Origin of the sequence: Enterobacter sp. R-25 (assembly GCF_049913205.1) — a bacterium.
Lineage (GTDB): Bacteria > Pseudomonadota > Gammaproteobacteria > Enterobacterales > Enterobacteriaceae > Enterobacter > Enterobacter ludwigii.
Genome location: NZ_CP183982.1, coordinates 3268070 through 3289390 on the forward strand (window position 1 = coordinate 3268070; position 21321 = coordinate 3289390).

17 protein-coding genes are annotated in these 21321 nt (G+C 54.3%); 2 read left to right on the forward strand and 15 right to left on the reverse strand.

The genetic code is table 11. From position 1 onward, the window contains the following. Positions 1 to 24 precede the first annotated feature (24 nt). From nuoN to lrhA, 14 genes are all read right to left on the reverse strand, one after another. Complete coding sequence (nuoN, locus tag ACN9MQ_RS15565) at positions 25 to 1482, reverse strand: NADH-quinone oxidoreductase subunit NuoN (RefSeq protein ID WP_014170990.1); 1458 nt, start codon at positions 1480 to 1482, stop codon at positions 25 to 27. 6 nt (positions 1483 to 1488) lie between these two features. Beyond that, complete coding sequence (gene nuoM, locus ACN9MQ_RS15570) at positions 1489 to 3018, reverse strand: NADH-quinone oxidoreductase subunit M (RefSeq protein ID WP_014170991.1); 1530 nt, start codon at positions 3016 to 3018, stop codon at positions 1489 to 1491. A gap of 76 nt (positions 3019 to 3094) precedes the next feature. Further along, positions 3095 to 4936, reverse strand: a complete 1842-nt coding sequence (gene nuoL, locus ACN9MQ_RS15575) for an NADH-quinone oxidoreductase subunit L (RefSeq protein WP_014170992.1) — start codon at positions 4934 to 4936, stop codon at positions 3095 to 3097. Continuing rightward, entirely contained in the window at positions 4933 to 5235 is a 303-nt protein-coding gene (gene nuoK, locus ACN9MQ_RS15580) for an NADH-quinone oxidoreductase subunit NuoK (protein WP_003861496.1), read from the reverse strand. Before nuoK ends, nuoL begins: the two co-directional genes overlap by 4 nt. Next, positions 5232 to 5786, reverse strand: coding sequence for an NADH-quinone oxidoreductase subunit J (gene nuoJ / locus ACN9MQ_RS15585; protein WP_014170993.1), 555 nt, complete (start codon positions 5784 to 5786; stop codon positions 5232 to 5234). The genes nuoK and nuoJ overlap by 4 nt, the downstream gene beginning before the upstream one ends. A 10-nt stretch (positions 5787 to 5796) precedes the next feature. Then, a complete protein-coding gene (gene nuoI / locus ACN9MQ_RS15590; RefSeq protein ID WP_003861491.1) occupies positions 5797 to 6339 on the reverse strand; it encodes an NADH-quinone oxidoreductase subunit NuoI in 543 nt (180 codons plus the stop codon). 13 nt (positions 6340 to 6352) lie between these two features. Continuing rightward, positions 6353 to 7330 carry an NADH-quinone oxidoreductase subunit NuoH gene (gene nuoH / locus ACN9MQ_RS15595; protein WP_014170994.1) on the reverse strand — a complete coding sequence of 326 codons (978 nt, stop codon included), beginning with the start codon at positions 7328 to 7330 and terminating at the stop codon, positions 6353 to 6355. Continuing rightward, entirely contained in the window at positions 7327 to 10053 is a 2727-nt protein-coding gene (gene nuoG / locus ACN9MQ_RS15600) for an NADH-quinone oxidoreductase subunit NuoG (protein WP_020883144.1), read from the reverse strand. The genes nuoH and nuoG overlap by 4 nt, the downstream gene beginning before the upstream one ends. A 53-nt stretch (positions 10054 to 10106) precedes the next feature. Next, the gene (gene nuoF, locus ACN9MQ_RS15605) at positions 10107 to 11444 is read right to left on the reverse strand and encodes an NADH-quinone oxidoreductase subunit NuoF (protein WP_014170996.1); all 1338 of its coding nucleotides are present in this window, start codon (positions 11442 to 11444) and stop codon (positions 10107 to 10109) included. Continuing rightward, complete coding sequence (gene nuoE, locus ACN9MQ_RS15610; RefSeq protein WP_014170998.1) at positions 11441 to 11941, reverse strand: NADH-quinone oxidoreductase subunit NuoE; 501 nt, start codon at positions 11939 to 11941, stop codon at positions 11441 to 11443. Before nuoE ends, nuoF begins: the two co-directional genes overlap by 4 nt. A 2-nt stretch (positions 11942 to 11943) precedes the next feature. Beyond that, positions 11944 to 13746, reverse strand: coding sequence for an NADH-quinone oxidoreductase subunit C/D (gene nuoC / locus ACN9MQ_RS15615; protein WP_014170999.1), 1803 nt, complete (start codon positions 13744 to 13746; stop codon positions 11944 to 11946). A gap of 89 nt (positions 13747 to 13835) precedes the next feature. After that, positions 13836 to 14510 carry an NADH-quinone oxidoreductase subunit NuoB gene (gene nuoB / locus ACN9MQ_RS15620; protein ID WP_003861482.1) on the reverse strand — a complete coding sequence of 225 codons (675 nt, stop codon included), beginning with the start codon at positions 14508 to 14510 and terminating at the stop codon, positions 13836 to 13838. Positions 14511 to 14525: 15 nt separating this feature from the next. After that, a complete protein-coding gene (gene nuoA / locus ACN9MQ_RS15625) occupies positions 14526 to 14966 on the reverse strand; it encodes an NADH-quinone oxidoreductase subunit NuoA (RefSeq protein ID WP_014171000.1) in 441 nt (146 codons plus the stop codon). A 630-nt stretch (positions 14967 to 15596) separates the two neighbouring features. Beyond that, entirely contained in the window at positions 15597 to 16535 is a 939-nt protein-coding gene (gene lrhA, locus ACN9MQ_RS15630; RefSeq protein WP_251884739.1) for a transcriptional regulator LrhA, read from the reverse strand. A gap of 941 nt (positions 16536 to 17476) precedes the next feature. Between lrhA and alaA the strand changes: the two genes are divergently transcribed. Together alaA and yfbR are read left to right on the forward strand one after the other, a co-directional pair. Next, a complete protein-coding gene (gene alaA / locus ACN9MQ_RS15635; protein ID WP_014171002.1) occupies positions 17477 to 18691 on the forward strand; it encodes an alanine transaminase AlaA in 1215 nt (404 codons plus the stop codon). 94 nt (positions 18692 to 18785) lie between these two features. After that, positions 18786 to 19385, forward strand: a complete 600-nt coding sequence (gene yfbR / locus ACN9MQ_RS15640) for a 5'-deoxynucleotidase (RefSeq protein WP_014171003.1) — start codon at positions 18786 to 18788, stop codon at positions 19383 to 19385. Between the two features lie 40 nt (positions 19386 to 19425). On the opposite strand, the gene ACN9MQ_RS15645 is transcribed toward yfbR, so the two are convergent. Then, a complete protein-coding gene (locus ACN9MQ_RS15645) occupies positions 19426 to 21258 on the reverse strand; it encodes an SLC13 family permease (protein ID WP_014171004.1) in 1833 nt (610 codons plus the stop codon). Between the last annotated feature and the right edge of the window lie 63 nt (positions 21259 to 21321).

Here is a 21321-nt window from a genome sequence, read left to right on the forward strand (position 1 = left end):
CACTGCGGTCAAACAGCAACGTGATTACATCAGCGGCATCGCGTGCTGCACGATGGTGATCAGCGGCTGTGGATAGATACCGAAGATCAGTACCAGCAGCGCGGAGATCAGTACCACGATACCACCGGCGCTGTACTGCCAGTTACGCGGCGCATCGCGGTTCAGCTGCTGAGGTGCACTCAGATACAGACTCACGGCCACACGCAGGTAGTAGTAGAGACCGATTGCAGAGCCGATAACCACGCCCGCCGTCAGCCACCACAGGTGTGCCTGCACACCCACTGCCAGCACGTAGAACTTACCGATAAAGCCCAGCGTCATCGGAATACCGGCCAGAGAGAGCATCATTACGGTCATAACGGCGGACAGAATCGGACGGTGCCAGAACAGACCACGGTAGGAGAACAGGGAATCTGCATCCGGACCACGGTACGGGCTGGACATCAGGCTCACCACGCCGAACGCGCCGAGGCTGCTGAACAGGTAACCGGCCAGGTAAACACCGACGGTCTCCATCGACATCTCACCGCTCTGCAGCGCAATCAGTGCCACCATCAGGTAGCCCAGATGGGAGATAGATGAGTAGCCCAGCAGACGTTTAATGTTGGTCTGGCTCAGCGCCATCAGGTTACCGAAGATGATGGAAGCAAACGCGATGATACCCAGCACCACGCGAACCGCTTCGCTGTCACCCACCGGCGCGTACAGGAACAGACGCATCACCACTCCGAAGATAGCGATTTTGCTCGCCGTCGCCAGGAAGGTTGAGACTGGAGCAGGCGCGCCCTGGTAGACGTCTGGCGTCCACAGGTGGAACGGAACCAGAGAGAGCTTAAAGCCAAGGCCAACAATCATCATGCCCAGACCCGCCAGCAGCAGCGGTTCGTGCAGCATACCGTCGCCGAGGCTCTTGCCGAGCGCCATGAAAGAGAGGTTTCCGGACTGTGCGTACAGCAGCGCGATACCAAACAGCAGGAAAGACGACGCGGCAGCAGACAGAATGGTGTACTTGATGCTCGCTTCCAGAGAACGTTTCTGACGGAAAGCGTAACCAATCAGACCGAACAGCGGCAGAGAGATAAGCTCAATACCGAGGAACAGCGCAGCCAGATGGTTCGCATTCGCCAGCAGAATACCGCCCAGCGCGGCAATCAGTACCAGCAGGTAAAACTCTTCTTTGTTGTCGTTGTAGCCTTCCAGCCATGGGTACGCAAACGTACAGGTTGCCAGGCTCGCCAGCAGAACCAGACCCGAGTACAGCATGGCATAGCCGTCAACGCGCATCAGTGGAGTGACGTCCATCGCCCCGCCCTGGCCAACAAACCAGAGAGAGACTAATGCGGCGTTCAGACCGATGACCGACAGCGTGGCATTCAGGAAGTGATTGCGTCGCCACGCAATGGAGAGCATCACAACCACCACCGTCAATCCGACGATCAGCAGCGGTAGCAGCGCGATCAGTTGTTGTGGAGTTATTGTCATGGCGAATTACGGCCTTGTAGTAGAAGCAGAATTAACAAACCACTGCTGGATATTCCCCATCGCGGAGTGCGAGGTATCCAGAATTGGCTGCGGGAAGAAGCCCAACAGCACCAGCAGTACGACCAGCAGCAGGATGATGAACAGCTCACGCAGCGACATCCCCGGCAGTTCTTTTGCAGCAATTTCGCTCTTCGCTTTACCGAAGTAAGCGCGGTGCAGCATCGCCAGCGAGTAAACGGAAGCGAACACCAGACCAAAGGTGGAGATCACGGTAATGACCGGCACCACTTTGAAGCTGCCGAACAGAATCATAAATTCGCCGACGAAGTTACCGGTGCCTGGCATACCCAGCGTGGCCACCGCGAAGAACATAGAGAGCGCTGGCAGCCATTTAATTTTGCTCCACAGACCGCCCATCATACGCATGTCACGGGTGTGAAGACGTTCGTACAGCTGACCACACAGGATGAATAGACCGGCTGCGGACAGACCGTGCGCAATCATCTGGATAACCGCACCCTGGTAAGCCAGCTGGCTGCCGGTGTAGATGGCAATCAGTACAAAGCCCATGTGAGAAACGGAGGTGTACGCAATCAGACGTTTAATGTCGTACTGCGTGAAGGCCATCCAGGCACCGTAGAAGATACCGATCACACCAAGCCACATCGCAATTGGCGCGAACTCAGCGGACGCATTCGGGAACAGCGGCAGAGCGAAACGCAGCAGACCGTAGGCCGCGGTTTTCAGCAAGATCCCCGCCAGGTCAACGGAACCCGCCGTTGGCGCCTGTGAGTGCGCGTCTGGCAGCCAGCCGTGCAGGGGAACCACCGGCATTTTCACCGCGAAGGCAATGAAGAAGCCCAGCATCAGCAGGTATTCCACACCGTGAGACATCGGGGTCTTCAGCAGGTCTTCATAGTTGAAGGTCCAGATACCGGTCGCCGTGTGGTGAACAAACACCAGCGCCAGAATCGCAATCAACATCACCAGACCGCTCGCCTGGGTATAGATGAAGAACTTGGTTGCCGCCGTGATACGCGTTTTACCGTCGGACGCCTTATGGCCCCACAGCGCGATCAGGAAGTACATCGGCACCAGCATCATCTCCCAGAAGAAGAAGAACAGGAACATGTCGATGGCAAGGAACACGCCGATAACGCCGCCCAGGATCCACATCAGGTTCAGGTGGAAGAAGCCCTGGTATTTTTCAATTTCTCGCCAGGAGCACAGTACCGCCAGAACGCCGAGCAGACCCGTCAGCACCACCATCAGCAGCGACAGACCGTCGATAGCCAGGTGAATGGTTATCCCAAAACGCGGGATCCACGGCAGAATAAATTCAGACTGCCACTGCGGAATCCCCGCAGACTGCGTCAGAGAGTAGCCACCCTGCAACCACAGTTGCAGACCAAGCGCGAGCGTCAATCCCATGGTGATCAGCGCGATCCAGCGCGGCATCTTCACGCCAAAGCGTTCAGTCTGCCAGCACAGGAAGCCGCCGATGAAGGGAATTAATATTAGCCAGGGTAGTAACATGGCGATTTACATTCCTTTTTAAGGCCCCCAGCAGGGGCCTGATTTTCAACGAATTCGAATAAAATTCACTTAACGATCAACGCAACACCATCAGCAGCGCCAGCACGACAACCGCACCGATGCTCATGGACGCCACATACCAGCGCAGGTAACCGTTCTCGCTGAACAGCAGGCCTTTACCTGCAAAGCGGGAAAGGATCGCCGGGATATTCATCAGGGAGTTCAGCGGATCGCGTTTTAGCAGCCACGCAATGCCCAGGAACGGCTTGACGAAGATCATGTCGTACAGCCAGTCGAAGCCCCACGCGTTGTACCACCAGGTCCCCAGCAGGCGGCCTGGCGCACTGTTGGCAACGGCAGTCACCAGCGTACGTTTGCCCAGCCACAGCCATGCTGCGATCAGGATGCCCGCGATAGCGACCACACCCGAGGTGATTTCAAGCGTCAGAACGCGACCGTGCTCAAGCTCGGTGGTGTCCGGCAGTACGCCCTGCAGCGGTGGCACAATCAGTGCGCCAACGAAGGTGGAGAGTACCAGCAGCACAATCAGCGGCAGGTGATGAGTAATCCCCTTCCCTGCGTGAGCGTGAATTTGTTCTTTACCGTGGAATACGATGAAAATCATACGGAAGGTATACAGGGAGGTCATGAACGCACCGACCAGACCCGCAACCATCAGATTGATATGACCATTCGCCATGGCACCGGCAAGGATTTCGTCCTTACTGAAGAAGCCCGCGGTAATCAGCGGCAGTGCCGCCAGCGCCGCGCCGCCCACCAGGAAGCAGACATAAACCAGCGGAATGGACTTACGCAGTCCGCCCATCTTGAAGATGTTCTGCTCGTGGTGGCAGGCCAGAATCACGGAACCGGATGAGAGGAACAGCAGCGCTTTAAAGAACGCGTGCGTCATCAGGTGGAAAATAGCTGCGTCCCATGCCTGAACACCCAGTGCCAGGAACATATAACCAATCTGGCTCATGGTGGAGTACGCGAGAACGCGTTTGATGTCGGTTTGCACCAGCGCGGCAAAGCCTGCCAGCACCAGCGTTACCGCACCAACGATACCCACCAGATGCAGAATTTCCGGCGTCATCAGGAACAGACCATGCGTACGCGCAATCAGGTAGACCCCAGCGGTAACCATGGTTGCGGCGTGGATCAGCGCGGAGACAGGCGTTGGACCTGCCATCGCGTCGGCCAGCCATGTCTGCAACGGCAGCTGCGCGGATTTACCCACGGCACCACCCAGCAGCATCAGCGTTGCCCACCACAGCATGTCATTGCCGGCAGCGAAATGCGCTGGCGCCAGTTCCACCATTTCGCGGAAATTCAGCGTGCCCAGTTCGTTGTAGAGAATGAACAGCGCGAAGGCGAGGAATACGTCACCCACACGGGTCACGACAAACGCTTTCATGGCCGCTGCGCCATTCTTCGGATCGGTATAGTAGAAGCCGATCAGCAGATAAGAGCAGAGACCCACGCCTTCCCAGCCGAGATACATCAACAGCAGGTTATCGGCCAGCACCAGAACAACCATGCTCGCGATAAACAGGTTGGTGTAGGCGAAGAAGCGGGAGTAACCCTCTTCACCGCGCATATACCAGGAGGCAAACATGTGGATCAGGAAGCCCACGCCGGTTACCACGGAGAGCATGGTCAGAGAGAGACCATCCAGCACCAGGTTGAAACCGATGTTGAAATCACCGACCGACATCCAGGTCCACAGCGGTACGCTGAAGGCCTGACGCCCGTTATTAAAGAAGTCGATACCCGCATACGCTGTCACCAGCGCAGCCAGACCCACAGAGCCCATGCCGACGGTGGCGGACAGATTCTCAGACCAGCGGCCACGAGAAAACGCCAGCAGCACGAAGCCAATCAGCGGAAAAATAATGGTTAAGGCAAGCATGTTCATCCACGCAACTCACTTACTGAATCGATGTTCAGGTTCTGGCGGCGACGATGGAGCTGCAGTAACAGCGCCAGGCCAATACTCGCTTCGGCAGCCGCGAGGCTGATGGCGAGAATGTACATCACCTGACCATCGGTCTGGCCCCAGTAGCTTCCGGCGACCACGAAGGCCAGCGCGGAGGCGTTAATCATGATTTCCAGACCGATCAGCATAAACAGCAGATTGCGGCGGATAACCAGACCGGTTAAGCCCAGAACGAATAAAATCGCAGCGAGGATCAGTCCATGTGTTAAGGGGATCATGCGCGTTCCTCCGTTTTTCTTTTCGCGCGGTCGTCAGTGCGGTTGCTCAGCAACTCACCAGCACGCTCTTCGCGGCCAACGTGGAAGGCAACAACCAGGCCCGCCAGCAGCAGCATAGAGGCCAGTTCAACCGCCAGGACGTATGGGCCAAACAGCGTAATACCCACCTCTTTAGCGCCGATTGGCGTGCCGTCGATGCCCTGATCATTCACACCCAGAATGGCGTAAACAATGACCACCAGCATGATGGCCGACAGGATCGCCGGGCCAATCCAGACCTGCGGTTTTAACCACTGACGTTCCTGCTCAATTTCAGAGCCGCCCAGGTTCAGCATCATCACCACGAAGACGAACAGCACCATGATGGCCCCGGCGTAGACGATGATCTCCAGCGCACCAGCAAAGTGCGCGCCCAGCGCAAAGAACACCCCGGAAATAGCCAGCAGCGAGATAATTAAGTACAGCAGCGCATGCACCGGATTGGTGTGCGTAATCACTCGCAGCGTAGCCAGGATGGCGATAAGGCCACAGATATAAAAAGCGAATTCCATTGCCCTCTCCTTACGGTAACAGGCTCTTGACGTCGATAGGCTTAGCTTCGTTCTCTGCTTCGCCCTTATCTTTGCCGTCGATTGCCATACCCGCCATCCGGTAGAAGTTATATTCCGGGTATTTGCCCGGACCGGAAATCAGCAGATCCTCTTTCTCGTACACCAGGTCCTGACGCTTATACTCACCCAGTTCGAAGTCCGGGGTCAGCTGAATCGCCGTGGTTGGGCACGCTTCTTCACACAGACCGCAGAAAATGCAGCGTGAGAAGTTGATGCGGAAGAACTCAGGATACCAGCGGCCATCTACCGTCTCTGCTTTCTGCAGAGAGATACAGCCCACCGGACACGCTACCGCACACAGGTTACAGGCAACGCAGCGCTCTGAACCGTCCGGATCGCGCGTCAGCACGATACGGCCACGGTAGCGCGGCGGCAGATATACCGGCTCTTCCGGGTACATCCGGGTTTCGCGTTTGGCAAACGCGTGCAGGCCGATCATCCAGATACTGCGTACCTGAGTGCCGAAACCTACCAATAATTCTTTTAAGGTCATGGTCTATAGCCCCTTATGGCTGCTGCCAGAGAATGACAGCCGCCGTTACCAGCAAGTTGATGAGCGTCAGCGGCAGGCACACTTTCCAGCCGAAGGACATTACCTGGTCATAACGCGGACGCGGTAACGCTGCGCGAATCAAAATGAACATCATCATGAAGAACGCGGTTTTCAGCGCGAACCAGATGAACGGCGGTAAGAACGGGCCATGCCAGCCACCAAAGAACAGCGTTACCATCAACGCGGAAATGGTGACAATACCGATGTACTCGCCCACGAAGAACAAACCGAATTTCATACCGGAATATTCGATGTGGTAACCGTCGGCCAGTTCCTGTTCGGCTTCTGGCTGGTCAAACGGGTGACGGTGACACACCGCCACGCCCGCGATAGCAAAGGTAATAAAACCAAAGAACTGCGGGATAACGTTCCAGATGTCAGCCTGGTTGTTGACGATGTCGGTCATGTTGAATGAACCAGCTTGCGCCACCACGCCCATCAGGGAAAGCCCCAGGAATACTTCGTAGCTCAGCGTCTGCGCAGAAGCACGCATCGCACCCAGCAGGGAGTATTTGTTGTTACTGGACCAGCCCGCGAACAGCACCGCATACACGGCGAGGCCTGCCATCATCAGGAAGAACAGAATGCCGATGTTCAGGTCAGCCACCACCCAGGTCGGGCTGACAGGAACAATCGCGAACGCCAGCAGCAGCGAGGTAAAGGCGATCATCGGTGCCAGAGTAAAGATCACGCGGTCAGAGAAGCGCGGGATCCAGTCCTCTTTAAAGAACATCTTGATCATGTCCGCTACCAGCTGGAGTGAACCACCCCAGCCCACGCGGTTCGGTCCGTAACGGTTCTGGAACAGACCGAGCAGACGACGTTCACCAAAGCTCATGAACGCGCCACAGGTGACGACCACCAGCAGGATAACTATCGCTTTCAGAATGCTCAGCAGGATGTCGATAAGATCCGGCGTTAACCAACTCATGCTTTTGCCTCCTGCAGATTATCAAGACGCGCACCCGCCAGTACCGGCGCGATGCCAGGCATACCCATCGGCAGACCCACCTGCCCTGCTGTCAGACTTTCAGAGATAATCAGCGGCAAGCTGATTGTCTGGCCATCATAGCTAAAGGCGATGTTCGCACCCGCGTTAACGCCAAGCTTCGCGGCATCTGCCGGGTTAAGCTTGATGTACGGTTGCGGCATGCGGCTCTGGAATACCGGAGAACGCTGGGACAATTCGTCACTGCCGAACAGATGGTAGTACGGCGCAATACGCCAGTTCCCTTCCTGCGCCTGGAAGCTCGCCGGCACGGTGGTGAAGAAGTCCAGACCGGTGTCGGAAGCTTCAATCAGACGCACGCCCGGGTCACCGTGGCGCAGAGAGCCGCCCACTTCAGCCTGGAATTTGTTCCATGCCTGCGGGGAGTTCCAGCCTGGTGCCCATGCGAACGGAACCTGAGAGCGCGGTGCAGACGGCTGGTTGTTCCCTTCCATTGAGAAGGCAAACATCGTGTCTTTATCCTGCGGCTGACGAGGTTCGTGAACGCTGATGTTGGCACGCATCGCGGTACGACCGCTGTAACGGTGCGGTTCACGCGCCAGTTTCTGGCCACGAATACGGAAGCTTGCGTCAGGAGCCGCATCTTTGATGCCAGCCAGCTGAGGCAGTTTTTCCACGACCGCGTCGATAACATGGTCGAGCTGCGTCCAGTCCACTTCACGGCTCTGAACGGTGCTGTGCAGAGAGTGCAGCCAGCGCCAGCTTTCCAGCATTATGGTGTTGCTGTCGTAGTACGCCGGGTCATACACCTGGAAGAAACGCTGTGCGCGGCCTTCGTTGTTGATAACCGTACCGTCGCTTTCCGCGAAGCTTGCCGCAGAGAGCACCAGGTGCGCTTTGTCCATGATCGCGGTGCGCTGATGGTCAATAACCATCACAAGCGGCGCTTTGGAGAGCGCTGCGTCAACGCGTGCGGCAGAAGCATGACGATGCAGGTCGTTTTCCAGCACCACAACGGCGTCAGCAGCACCGGATTCCAGTTCGCTTAACGCAGCTTCCAGAGAGCCACCGCCAATCATTCCCAGACCGATGCTGTTCACCGCACGAGCAATCATGGTCACGCCAACGTCTGCACCACGGCCTTTCAGCGCTTTAGCCACGTTCGCGGCAGCCTGAATGATCTCTGCGCTACCGGCGTTAGTCCCGGAAACAATCAGGGGTTTCTTCGCACCCGCCAGGGCCTGAACAATCACATCAACCTTGTTCTGCAGGTCGCGATCGAGACCTTCAACGGCCGGAGAATTGCTGTCCAGCGCATGAGCAATCGCAAAGCCAAGACGGGCCTGGTCTTCAACCGGCGCGCAGTAGGTCCATGCCGCGATATCGTCCAGACGCGTGCTGTCGACGTTGGTCACAAACAGAGGATGCTTCGCACGCTGACCGATGTTGAGGATTGCCGCAATCTGCCAGTCAGCCACTTTTTGAGCCGCCGCCATTTCACGAGCTTTACCTTTGACCGCCTGACGAACCGCCAGGGCAGCGCGAGCGCCGGTCTGCGTCAAATCTTCACCCAGCACCAGAACCGCATCATAAGATTCAATTTCACGCAGCGCTGGGGTATGAATACCGCCTTCACGCAGCACTTTCAGTACCAGCTGCAGACGTTCCTGCTCGCCCTGAGCGATACCGGTGTAGAAGTTTTCCGCCCCAACCAGCTCACGCAGCGCGAAGTTACTTTCGATGCTGGCGCGCGGGGAGCCGATACCGATCACTTTCTTCGACTGACGCAGAATATCTGCCGCGCCCTGCATCGCCTGTTCAGCGTTCAGGGTGATGAAGTCATCACCACGGCGTTGAACGGGCTGACGTGGACGGTCTTTCAGGTTCACGTAGCCGTAGCCGAAACGACCGCGGTCGCACAGGAAGTAATGGTTAACGGTACCGTTATAACGGTTTTCAATACGACGCAGTTCGCCATAGCGCTCACCCGGGCTGGTGTTACAGCCCAGCGAACACTGCTGGCAGATGCTTGGTGCAAACTGCATGTCCCACTTACGGTTGTAACGCTCGGAGTGGGTTTTATCGGTGAAGACGCCGGTTGGACAAATCTCGACCAGGTTACCGGAGAATTCGCTTTCCAGCGTACCGTCTTCCGGACGACCGAAGTAGACGTTGTCATGCGCGCCATACACGCCCAGATCTTGTCCGTCTGCGTAATCTTTGTAGTAACGCACGCAGCGGTAGCAGGCGATGCAGCGGTTCATTTCGTGAGAGATGAACGGCCCCAGGTCCTGATTGCGGTGGGTACGTTTGGTAAAGCGATAGCGACGGAAGCTGTGACCGGTCATTACGGTCATATCCTGAAGGTGGCAGTTACCGCCCTCTTCACAGACCGGGCAATCGTGCGGGTGGTTGGTCATCAACCATTCCACAACGCTTTCACGGAACTGTTTGGCTTCTTCGTCATCAATCGAAATAAAAGTGCCTTCGGTGGCTGGCGTCATACAGGACATCACCAGGCGACCACGCGTGTCTTCCGCGTTTTGATATTGCTTCACCGCACACTGGCGGCAAGCACCGACGCTGCCCAGCGCCGGATGCCAGCAAAAATACGGAATATCAAGGCCGAGCGACAGACAAGCTTCCAGCAGGTTGTCCGCCCCGTTGACCTCATACTCTTTGCCGTCTACATGAATCGTAGCCATTAGCATGCTTCCAGTTGGCTCAGTCGTAACTGAGCGTTAATCAAAATTCTGTTTTACCAGCGCGCTTTCAGCAGGTTCGGCTGAATCCCATTGATGGCATGGGTATTGCTGAACGGCTGCTTGATGCCTGCTTCGAATTCGTCGCGGAAATATTTAATCGCGCTCTGCAGTGGCTCAACGGCGCCTGGTGCGTGGGCACAGAAGGTTTTCCCTGGGCCCAGGAATCGACACAGTTGCTCAAGTGTCTCGATATCGCCAGGCTGGCCTTCGCCACGTTCGATAGCACGCAGGATCTTCACGCTCCACGGCAGACCATCACGGCACGGTGTACACCAGCCGCAGGACTCGCGGGCAAAGAACTCTTCGAGGTTACGCACCAGCGATACCATGCCGATCTCATGGTCGACGGCCATCGCCAGCGCCGTACCCAGACGACTGCCTGCTTTACCAATGCTTTCGAATTCCATTGGCAGATCAAGATGGGCCTCGGTCAGGAAGTCGGTCCCTGCACCGCCTGGCTGCCAGGCTTTGAATTTCAGGCCATCACGCATGCCGCCAGCGTAGTCTTCAAGAATTTCACGTGCAGTGGTGCCAAACGGCAGTTCCCAGACGCCAGGGTTTTTCACGCGACCGGAGAAGCCCATCAGCTTGGTACCGGCATCTTTACTGTTCGAGATGCCCTGATACCACTCCACGCCATTGGCGAGGATTGCCGGGACGTTACACAGGGTTTCGACGTTGTTTACACAGGTCGGTTTACCCCAGACGCCAGAGCTTGCCGGGAACGGTGGCTTGGAACGTGGGTTCGCACGGCGGCCTTCCAGGGAGTTAATCAGTGCGGTCTCTTCACCACAGATATAACGCCCTGCCCCGGTGTGCACGAACAGCTCGAAGTCAAAACCGGTGCCAAGGATGTTTTTACCCAGCAGGCCCGCTTCAGTGGCTTCGGCAATCGCGCGACGCAGGTTTTCAGCCGCTTCGATGTATTCACCGCGCAGGAAGATGTAACCCCGGTACGCTTTCAGCGCGAACGCGGAGATCAGCATGCCTTCCACCAGCAGGTGCGGCAGCTGTTCCATCAGCAGGCGGTCTTTATAGGTGCCCGGTTCCATTTCATCAGCGTTACACAGCAGGTAACGGATGTTCATGGATTCGTCTTTTGGCATCAGGCTCCACTTCAGACCGGTGGAAAAGCCTGCGCCGCCGCGCCCTTTCAGGCCGGCGTCTTTGACCGCACTGACGATGTCGTCCGGCGCCATGCCGCCCAGGGCTTTACGCGCACCGGCATAGCCGTTTTTGCTCTGGTATTCGTCGAGCCATACCGGCTGTTTGTCATCACGCAGACGCCAGGTCAGTGGATGAGTTTCAGCAGTACGAATTACAGTTTTCATTTGTACTGCTCCAGCAGGTCAGGAATGGCTTCCGGCGTCAGATAACTGTGAGTATCCTCATCAATCATCATGGTCGGCCCCTTGTCGCAGTTCCCCAGGCAGCAGGTTGGCAGCAGCGTAAAGCGGCCATCGAACGTGGTCTGGCCTGGCTTGATATTGAGCTTTTTCTCAATCGCTGCCTGAATGCCCTGATAACCGGTAATGTGACAAACCACGCTGTCACAGTAGCGGATCACATGGCGACCGACCGGCTGACGGAAGATCTGGCTGTAGAACGTGGCTACGCCTTCTACGTCACTTGCCGGAATGCCCAGCACTTTTGCGATCTCATAGATCGCCCCATCCGGCACCCAACCACGCTGTTTCTGTACGATTTTCAGCGCTTCAATGGACGCCGCACGCGGGTCTTCGTAGTGGTGCATCTCGTGCTCAATAGCGGCACGTTCTGCTTCACTCAGCTCAAAAGCCTCGGTTTGTGGTTGTTGATTCTCGTGCATAATTAGCGGTCCACATCTGACATAACAAAATCGATACTACCCAGATACACAATCAGGTCGGAGACCAGACTGCCGCGGATGGCGGACGGGATCTGCTGCAGGTGCGCAAAGCTTGGTGTACGCACGCGGGTACGGTAGCTCATGGTGCTGCCGTCACTGGTCAGGTAGTAACTGTTAATACCCTTGGTCGCTTCAATCATCTGGAAGGATTCTTGCGCCGGCATGACCGGACCCCAGGAAACCTGCAGGAAGTGGGTGATCAGGGTTTCGATATGTTGCAGCGTGCGCTCTTTCGGCGGCGGCGTCGTCAGCGGGTGATCCGCCTTGAACGGGCCTTCCGGCATGTTGTTGAGGCACTGCTCAAGGATGCGCAGACTCTGGCGCAACTCTTCAACTTTCAGCATCACGCGGGTGTAGCAGTCGGAAACACCGCCGCCAACCGGGACTTCGAAGTCGAAGTTCTCATAGCCAGAGTAAGGACGGGCTTTACGCACGTCGAAATCAATACCGGTTGCGCGCAGACCCGCACCTGTCGTACCCCACTCCAGCGCTTCTTTCGCACCGTAGGCTGCAACGCCCTGGGAACGGCCTTTCAGGATGGTATTACGCAGTGCGGCTTTCTCGTAAGAAGCCAGACGTTTTGGCATCCAGTCGAGGAATTCACGCAGCAGACGCTCCCAGCCGCGCGGCAGATCGTGTGCCACACCGCCGATACGGAACCAGGCCGGGTGCATACGGAAACCGGTGATGGCTTCTACCAGATCGTAGATTTTCTGACGATCGGTAAAGGCAAAGAAGACCGGTGTCATCGCGCCAACGTCCTGAATGAACGTGGAGATATACAGCAGGTGGCTGTTGATACGGAACAGTTCGGAGAGCATCACGCGGATGACGTTAACGCGATCCGGTACGGTGATACCTGCCAGTTTCTCAACGGCCAGCACGTAAGGCATTTCGTTTACGCAACCGCCGAGGTACTCGATACGGTCGGTATACGGAATGTAGCTGTGCCAGGACTGACGCTCGCCCATCTTCTCAGCACCACGGTGGTGGTAACCGATGTCCGGTACGCAGTCGACAATCTCTTCGCCATCAAGCTGAAGAATAATACGGAAAGCACCGTGCGCAGAGGGGTGGTTTGGACCGAGGTTGAGGAACATGAAGTCCTCGTTTTCCGTCCCGCGTTTCATGCCCCAGTCTTCCGGCTTGAAGGTCAGCGCTTCCATCTCCAGATCCTGCTTGGCTTTCGTCAGCTCAAACGGGTCGAATTCAGTTGCACGTGCCGGGTAGTCTTTACGCAGCGGGTGGCCGGTCCACGTCTGCGGCATCATGATGCGCGTCAGATGCGGGTGGCCGTCGAAGGTCATCCCGAACATTTCCCAGGTTTCACGCTCATACCAGTTAGCGTTCGGGAAAAGTTTAGTGATCGTAGGCAGATGCATGTCGTTTTCAGACAATGCCACCTTGAGCATGATATCCGTATTACGGTCTATTGAGATCAGGTGGTAGAAAACGGAAAAATCCGCAGCAGGGAGACCCTGGCGGTGCGTACGCAGACGTTCATCCATGCCGTGTAAGTCAAACAGCATGACGTAAGGTTTTGGCAATTTCTTGAGGAAATCGACCACTTCCAGTAATTGCTCACGCTTCACCCAAACAACGGGTACCCCGGTGCGGGTCGCCTGAACAGTAAAGGCATCCGGCCCAAAACGGTTGCGCAGTTCGCCAATGACAGGGTCATCCAGATGATCCCGTGTTTGCCAGGCGGCTTCTTGCGCGGTTAAGTCGGTCATATTGTTCACCATTGCAAATGGTCCGTGGTGACTGTAGGGCGTGGCTTCGCGCTATTTGAGTAGTGATATGCGAAGGTTTACTCCATGCCCACAGGCGCAAATTAAATTTCGTCAGGCGTACGCAGATTGGTTACTGCAATACGTTCGCCGCGTTTACGCTCGCGCTCAGACTGCATGTTGGCGCGGTAAACACCCTGATCGCCAACCACCCAAGAGAGCGGACGACGTTCTTTACCGATAGACTCCTGCAGCAGCATCAGCGCCTGCATGTAAGCTTCCGGACGCGGCGGACAACCCGGGATGTAAACATCCACTGGAATAAACTTATCTACGCCCTGTACGACGGAATAAATGTCGTACATACCGCCAGAGTTTGCACATGCGCCCATGGAAATAACCCATTTTGGCTCCAGCATCTGGTCATACAGACGCTGAATAACAGGTGCCATCTTGGTAAAGCATGTACCTGCCACCACCATCAGGTCAGCCTGACGTGGGGAAGCACGCAGTACCTCTGCCCCAAAACGCGCAACGTCATGCACCGCAGTGAATGACGTCACCATTTCAACGTAGCAGCAAGAAAGGCCAAAGTTGTAAGGCCAGATGGAGTTCTTACGACCCCAGTTGACCATATCGTGCATGGCATGCTCGAGTTTGCCCATGTACACGCTTTTATTGACTTCTTGCTCCAGGGGGTCGGTTACGATCTCCTGTTTTTGCAGGGGGTAACGGTCATTCTCACCGTTAGGATCTATGCGGGTGAGCGTATAATCCATCTTATTGCCTCGCTGTTACTGCTGACGATTAGAGATACTGTTTTCCGGGTTGATGTGTTCACGACGTGAACGCGCAGGCGTCCAGTCAAGCGCGCCAATACGCACCAGATAAACCAGACCGGCCAGTAACACTAAAATGAAAATTGCGGCCTCGACAAAGCCCACCCAACCACTTTCGCGGATGGAAGTTGACCATGCGAAAAGGTAAAGCGCTTCCACGTCAAAGATGACGAAGAACATGGCTACCAGATAGAACTTGGCAGACAGGCGTAAGCGAGCGGAACCTACTGAATCAATACCTGATTCGAAAGGTGTGTTCTTGTGCCTTGCACGGGCGCGACCGCCCAGGAACCAGCCGCCGACTAACATCAGGCAGCACAGGCCAATGGCTACAATAAGAAAGATTGCGAATGCCCAGTGATGAGCGATGACTTCTGTGGATGTTGACATACTCATTGCTTACTCATCAAAAGTGATACCTACGACACTGCTCTTGCTGGCAGATGGGCATCACATCGATTCATGGGGAGGAACGAAAAACCTTACACTAACTGTCAGAAATGAGACGTAGACAGCAAAATGATGGGGTTTTTTACTCCTTTCTATAACCTTTTGTCAACTTTAACAAAGGTTTCTTCACATTAAATTACATCGAGCGATTCTCATTAACATTTGGTGCCCTTTAACCCTGGTGGGTACCTGAGTTTACGTCAAATGCATGTTGTTGAATCGTGTCCGTTTTGGAAGTAAAAAAAATAACCCTCCTATTTTGACAGGATTTGCCAACGATTCCTCCCCCCAAATAGGAGTATTTTCTTGATCTGAGACACGCTTTTGTTAATTCACCCAAAAAACCAGCAACATATTTCCTGTTTTATTAACATTGAGGCGAGCTGGAGGGAGACTGAACGGGAAACGCACAACATTTGAACAAAAGCATTTATCTCACTGATAAATAGACACTATCCTAAAAATCCACGCGGTGATCGCGGGTATTACTGCCAAAAAAAAGCCACTGCAGGCGAAAATCGCGTGAGTGGCTTTTTTTTACATTTACAAATTGTTACCAGAATTTTGAGCTGTCGATCACTCAAAGTCCCCTTCAACGATCAGGGAATCATCCCCCCCTTCGGAGGTAACATGTTCGAACTGCCATGGATTATGGTAGTTTTCCATCGCCTCGAACACGACTTTCGCCAGTTCGTTATTGCTGGACGTATTGTGGCAGAGCAGATACTCCGTATCAGGCAAAGCAGGAAGACCATCTGATTTACCCAGTACGCGCAGATCCGGGCTCATCATTTCGACCGGACGGGCCGTTACCCCAAGCCCCGCTTTCACGGCAGCACGAACCGCTGGCAATGTGGAAGCCACATAAGCCAGACGCCATGGAATGCTGGCCTCATTGAGCGCCGACAACACCATATCGCGGAACGGACTCGGATCATCCAGTAATACCAATGGAATTGGCTCACCTTTTTGCAGCACATATTCAGCGGCGCAATACCAATGCGTCGGAGACGTGCGCAACGTCAGGCAATTAAATTGCCCTGGACGGTGCGTGGTCACCACCAGATCGACCTTATTCTCATTTAGCATCTCAATCATAAAAGCATTTCGTTTTACGCTAACGTCCAGCGCAAGCTTCGGATAAACCGAACTAATTCGATTGAGAAGAAATGGCAATATTGTGTCTGCTGACTCATCAGACGCACCTAACGTTAGCACCCCTTGCAGGTTGCTATACATTAATGACATACATGCTTCGTCATTAAAGCGAAGTATTTTCCTGGCATAACCCAGAAGCTGAATACCGTGTTCCGTTAAGAGCTTATTACGCCCGTGACGGGCAAAGAGCTCTTTACCAACCAGTTGTTCCAGCCGTTGCATTTGCTGGCTAACGGCGGACTGGGTTCGGCAAACGGCGGCAGCAGCAGCTGCAAAAGTGTTGAGATCGGCGACCGCAACAAACGTTCTCAGCAGATCGAGGTCGAGATTCATTATCGGACGATTTGCATTTATCATATCTTTTCACTTTCAGGTTGCTCGTGCGGAGCTGCCCGGGTTGAAGCTGTGTGTGTAACAGTTAAGCAATTCCCTCTGAAGGTTTTCCCTCGCATCCCGGCCCGGCAGACTGCCTGACAGATAGTTATTGTGCTGTTTTAATATCAACAGTCAGAAAGCACGTTTCATGACGTTATTTTTATTCTCTTAAACGTTCAGGATATTTAGATGTTTGCAGGTTTATGTAAATTCCATTAAGGGTGATACACCCTTTCTGCCATCTTTCTCGCAGTGCTGTCAACGTAGCAGGAGATGTTTAACCCATTCCGGCCAGAGATAACTCTAACAATAACAATCAATTAATTCAGAAAACCTGTTCCACAAATACAATACATATGTATCTGTGCCCAGCTTTCCTGAAAGACATCTTAACCCAAATCCACTTTATTTATAAGTCTTATTGCAATATTGAGGATTTATGAGGGTTGTTAAGCTTCTCAACTAATTTTATTAAAATTAACTAAAGTTGCATTTTGTTGGTTAATAATAAATAAATTTTAATTTAGATTAAGGCCATTCATTAATAACACTTAACATTAATTTCACATGAGTAACTTTTAGCCAATGCACACTATTACAACGCCACGTAACGAAGCATTCAGGTTTTACGAAAGGTCACTCAGCGTAACTGCCACGCAGGTTGCGGATATTATTTATTTTTATCAGAACAATATACAACATTTATATTATTTAACAGCACAATAAACCTACTTTCACACCATTAACCTTACTTTACGTCAGTTAAATTGTTCGCTGATAGCGAAAAAGATTCACTCCATTTTCATTCACTCCACAAAATATTCTCCTGCCCGCCCTTCAAAACGAAGCGAGGGGGGAGTACATTATTCCGTGCTGACTTCCACGGCAGGGAGTGGCAACAATCGCGAAAAGGTTAAAGGTTCATGTCCCCTATCGAAAAATCCAGCAAGCTAGATAACGTCTGTTACGACATCCGTGGCCCGGTTCTGAAAGAGGCTAAACGCCTTGAAGAAGAAGGCAATAAGGTTCTGAAACTCAACATTGGTAACCCTGCGCCATTTGGTTTTGAAGCGCCGGATGAGATTCTGGTTGATGTGATCCGCAACCTGCCCACTGCGCAAGGCTATTGCGATTCAAAAGGACTTTACTCCGCACGAAAAGCCATCATGCAGCACTACCAGGCGCGCGATATGCGTGATGTTACCGTTGAAGATATCTATATCGGCAACGGCGTCTCTGAGCTGATCGTGCAGGCCATGCAGGCGCTGCTGAACAGTGGCGACGAAATGCTGGTTCCCGCGCCGGATTATCCGCTGTGGACGGCGGCCGTATCCCTGTCCAGCGGTAAAGCCGTGCACTATCTTTGCGATGAGTCTTCTGACTGGTTCCCGGATCTCGATGATATTCGCGCGAAAATTACCCCACGCACGCGCGGCATCGTCATTATTAACCCGAACAACCCAACGGGCGCGGTCTACTCAAAAGAGCTGCTGATGGAGATCGTGGAGATCGCCCGCCAGCACAACCTGATCATCTTTGCCGACGAAATTTACGACAAGATCCTGTATGACGCGGCGCAGCACCACTCTATCGCCGCACTGGCTCCGGACCTGCTGACCGTGACTTTTAACGGCCTGTCTAAAACCTACCGTGTGGCCGGTTTCCGTCAGGGCTGGATGGTCTTAAACGGCCCGAAAAAACATGCGAAAGGCTATATTGAAGGGCTGGAAATGCTCGCCTCTATGCGTTTATGTGCCAACGTGCCGGCGCAGCATGCTATCCAGACCGCACTCGGCGGCTATCAGAGCATCAGCGAGTTTATCGTGCCGGGCGGGCGTTTATATGAGCAGCGTAACCGCGCGTGGGAGCTTATCAACGATATTCCAGGCGTCTCCTGCGTGAAGCCGAACGGCGCGCTCTACATGTTCCCGAAAATCGACGCGAAACGCTTTAATATTCATGACGACCAGAAGATGGTGCTCGATTTCCTGCTGCAGGAAAAAGTGCTGCTGGTTCAGGGTACCGCCTTTAACTGGCCGTGGCCGGATCACGTGCGTATCGTTACCCTGCCGCGTGAAGATGACCTCGAGATGGCCATCAGCCGCTTTGGACGTTTCCTCTCAGGTTACCACCAGTAATCTTAAAATCAGGCTACTTCCGGTAGCCTGATTTGCATCTTGCCTCCCCTCCCCGCACAATGAAGTCTGTCGCAGTGAAGACAAAAGGTAACCTATGAGTCAGAGTCATTTCTTTGCCCACCTCTCCCGCCTTAAACTGATCAACCGCTGGCCGCTGATGCGCAATGTCCGCACCGAGAATGTGTCGGAGCACAGTCTGCAGGTTGCGATGGTCGCTCACGCTCTGGCTGCCATTAAAAACCGGAAATTCAATGGGCAGGTTAACGCTGAACGTATTGCCCTGCTGGCGATGTATCACGATGCCTCGGAAGTGCTGACCGGGGATTTACCGACACCCGTGAAATATTTCAACTCGCAGATAGCCCAGGAATATAAGGCCATTGAGAAGATTGCTCAGCAGAAACTGATCGACATGGTGCCGGACGAGCTGCGCGATATTTTTGAGCCGCTGATTGATGAGCATCAGTACACGGAAGAGGAAAAATTGCTGGTTAAGCAGGCGGATGCGCTATGCGCTTACCTGAAATGTCTGGAAGAGCTGTCCGCGGGGAATAACGAATTTCTGCTGGCGAAAACGCGTCTGGAAAAAACGCTGGAATCACGCCGCAGCGAAGAGATGGATTATTTCATGCAGGTGTTTGTGCCGAGCTTCCATTTGTCGCTGGACGAGATCAGTCAGGACTCCCCTCTCTGACGGTATGCCGGGTCGCGACGTCGCCACCCGGCTTCAGGGTTTAAAACGGGAACAGCACGGGAATCAGTATCACGCACACCACCATCACCAGCACGGTGAAGGGCACGCCTATCTTCACAAAATCACTGAATTTGTAATTTCCCGGGCCAAGCACCAGCGTATTGACCGGTGACGAGACCGGAGTCATAAACGCTGCAGATGCCGCCATAGCGACGATCATGGCAAACGGGTACGGCGAAACCCCCATTGATTTCGCCATCGCCAGTGCAATAGGTGCCATCAGGACGGCCGTGGCCGTATTGGAGATAAACAGGCCTATCGTGGCGCACATGATAAACAGGCAGACCAGCATCATGTAAGGCCCGTATCCACCGCCTGCGTCCATGAGTCCCTTGACGATCAAATCCACCCCACCGGTTTTTTGTAACGCCAGGGCAAAGGGCATCATCCCGACAATCAGAATGATGCTCGGCCAGTGAATGGCTTTGTAGGCACTTTCGGCATCAATACAGCGGAATTTCCCCATCAGAAGACAGGCGATAATGGCCGCAATAGGGTTTGGAATTTCGTCAGTCAGCATCAGTGCGACCATCAACACCAGGCAAAAAATCGCATGCGGTGCCTGGCTGTGCGCCGGAGAAGCATCGCTCTCTTCAACCGGCATATTAAGTACCACAAAGTCGCGGCCTTTCTGCCCGAGCTGACCGATCAGTTTCCAGTTGCCGACGACGAGGAAGATATCACCGAGCAGGATAGGCTCATCCACTACCGCCCCTTCCATCGCCACGCCATCACGCTTTAAGCCCACCACGTTTAGCCCATAGCGGGTCCTGAAGCCGATTTCGCGCACGGTTTTACCCAGTAATTCTGATTCCGGGATCAGCGACACTTCGGCCATGCCGACATCCAGCGCCTGGTCTGAGAAATACTCCCCACGTAGCACCATGGGTTCCAGCAACTGTTCACTGCAAAACTCGCGCAAATCGACATCGGCGGTGGACATATCAATCAGCAAAACGTCGCGTGCACGGAATTCCGACACCCCGTTGACGTTAACAATCACCCGCCGAAAACGACGCCAGCGCTCTACGCCGATCACGTTCGCGCCATAGCGCTCGCGCAGCTTCAGGTCGTCAAGACGCTGGCCAATGAGGGGCGAGCCGGGGCGGATAGCCAGACGGCGCGCCCGCCCGGTCAGACGGTACTCTTTGATCAGATCGCGGAAGGTCCGTCGTTTCCAGCCGTCTTTGCTTTTATCCTGTTTTTCCCCCTTCAGAGCAAAACGGGTTAACAGCATGTAGACCACGCCCAGCACCAGAATCACCAGTCCAAGTGGGGTCACGCTGAAAAAGCTAAAGCCTTCAAACCCTTCGCGGATTAGCTCACTGTTGACGACCAGGTTCGGTGGGGTCGCCACCAGCGTCATCATCCCGCTAATAAGACCGGCAAAGCTCAGAGGCATCATCAGGCGCGACGGCGAGGTTTGCATCCGCATGGAGACGCTCAGCACCACCGGGATAAAGATGGCGACGACGCCCGTGGAGCTCATAAACGCCCCCAGCCCGGCAACCGTCAGCATCAGGTAGATCAACATTTTGGTTTCGCTGTTGCCGGCCACCTTGACCAGCCACGACCCCATAATGGTCGCCACGCCGGTGCGCACCAGCCCGTCGCCAATAATAAACAGGGCGGCAATCAGGATAACGTTGGGATCACTAAATCCGGAGAAAGCCTCCGGCAGCGTCAGCGTACCGCTCAGCACAAAGGCAACGATGACAAACAAGGCGATGGCATCCATGCGCACCTTGCCTGAGGCAAAGAGAAGGATGGCGATTAAAAGCAGGCTCAGGACCCAAATCAGTTCACCGTTCACAACATATCCTTGTCAGTGGAGGAGACAAAATTTTGCCATAAAAAAGCCCCAACAATGTGGGGC

Bases quoted from the DNA above. Each gene is read 5' to 3' on its own strand.
- nuoN (WP_014170990.1), bottom strand. From the start codon at position 1,482: ATGACAATAACTCCACAACAACTGATCGCGCTGCTACCGCTGCTGATC.
- nuoM (WP_014170991.1), bottom strand. From the start codon at position 3,018: ATGTTACTACCCTGGCTAATATTAATTCCCTTCATCGGCGGCTTCCTG.
- nuoL (WP_014170992.1), bottom strand. From the start codon at position 4,936: ATGAACATGCTTGCCTTAACCATTATTTTTCCGCTGATTGGCTTCGTG.
- nuoK (WP_003861496.1), bottom strand. From the start codon at position 5,235: ATGATCCCCTTAACACATGGACTGATCCTCGCTGCGATTTTATTCGTT.
- nuoJ (WP_014170993.1), bottom strand. From the start codon at position 5,786: ATGGAATTCGCTTTTTATATCTGTGGCCTTATCGCCATCCTGGCTACG.
- nuoI (WP_003861491.1), bottom strand. From the start codon at position 6,339: ATGACCTTAAAAGAATTATTGGTAGGTTTCGGCACTCAGGTACGCAGT.
- nuoH (WP_014170994.1), bottom strand. From the start codon at position 7,330: ATGAGTTGGTTAACGCCGGATCTTATCGACATCCTGCTGAGCATTCTG.
- nuoG (WP_020883144.1), bottom strand. From the start codon at position 10,053: ATGGCTACGATTCATGTAGACGGCAAAGAGTATGAGGTCAACGGGGCG.
- nuoF (WP_014170996.1), bottom strand. From the start codon at position 11,444: ATGAAAACTGTAATTCGTACTGCTGAAACTCATCCACTGACCTGGCGT.
- nuoE (WP_014170998.1), bottom strand. From the start codon at position 11,941: ATGCACGAGAATCAACAACCACAAACCGAGGCTTTTGAGCTGAGTGAA.
- nuoC (WP_014170999.1), bottom strand. From the start codon at position 13,746: ATGGTGAACAATATGACCGACTTAACCGCGCAAGAAGCCGCCTGGCAA.
- nuoB (WP_003861482.1), bottom strand. From the start codon at position 14,510: ATGGATTATACGCTCACCCGCATAGATCCTAACGGTGAGAATGACCGT.
- nuoA (WP_014171000.1), bottom strand. From the start codon at position 14,966: ATGAGTATGTCAACATCCACAGAAGTCATCGCTCATCACTGGGCATTC.
- lrhA (WP_251884739.1), bottom strand. From the start codon at position 16,535: ATGATAAATGCAAATCGTCCGATAATGAATCTCGACCTCGATCTGCTG.
- alaA (WP_014171002.1), top strand. From the start codon at position 17,477: ATGTCCCCTATCGAAAAATCCAGCAAGCTAGATAACGTCTGTTACGAC.
- yfbR (WP_014171003.1), top strand. From the start codon at position 18,786: ATGAGTCAGAGTCATTTCTTTGCCCACCTCTCCCGCCTTAAACTGATC.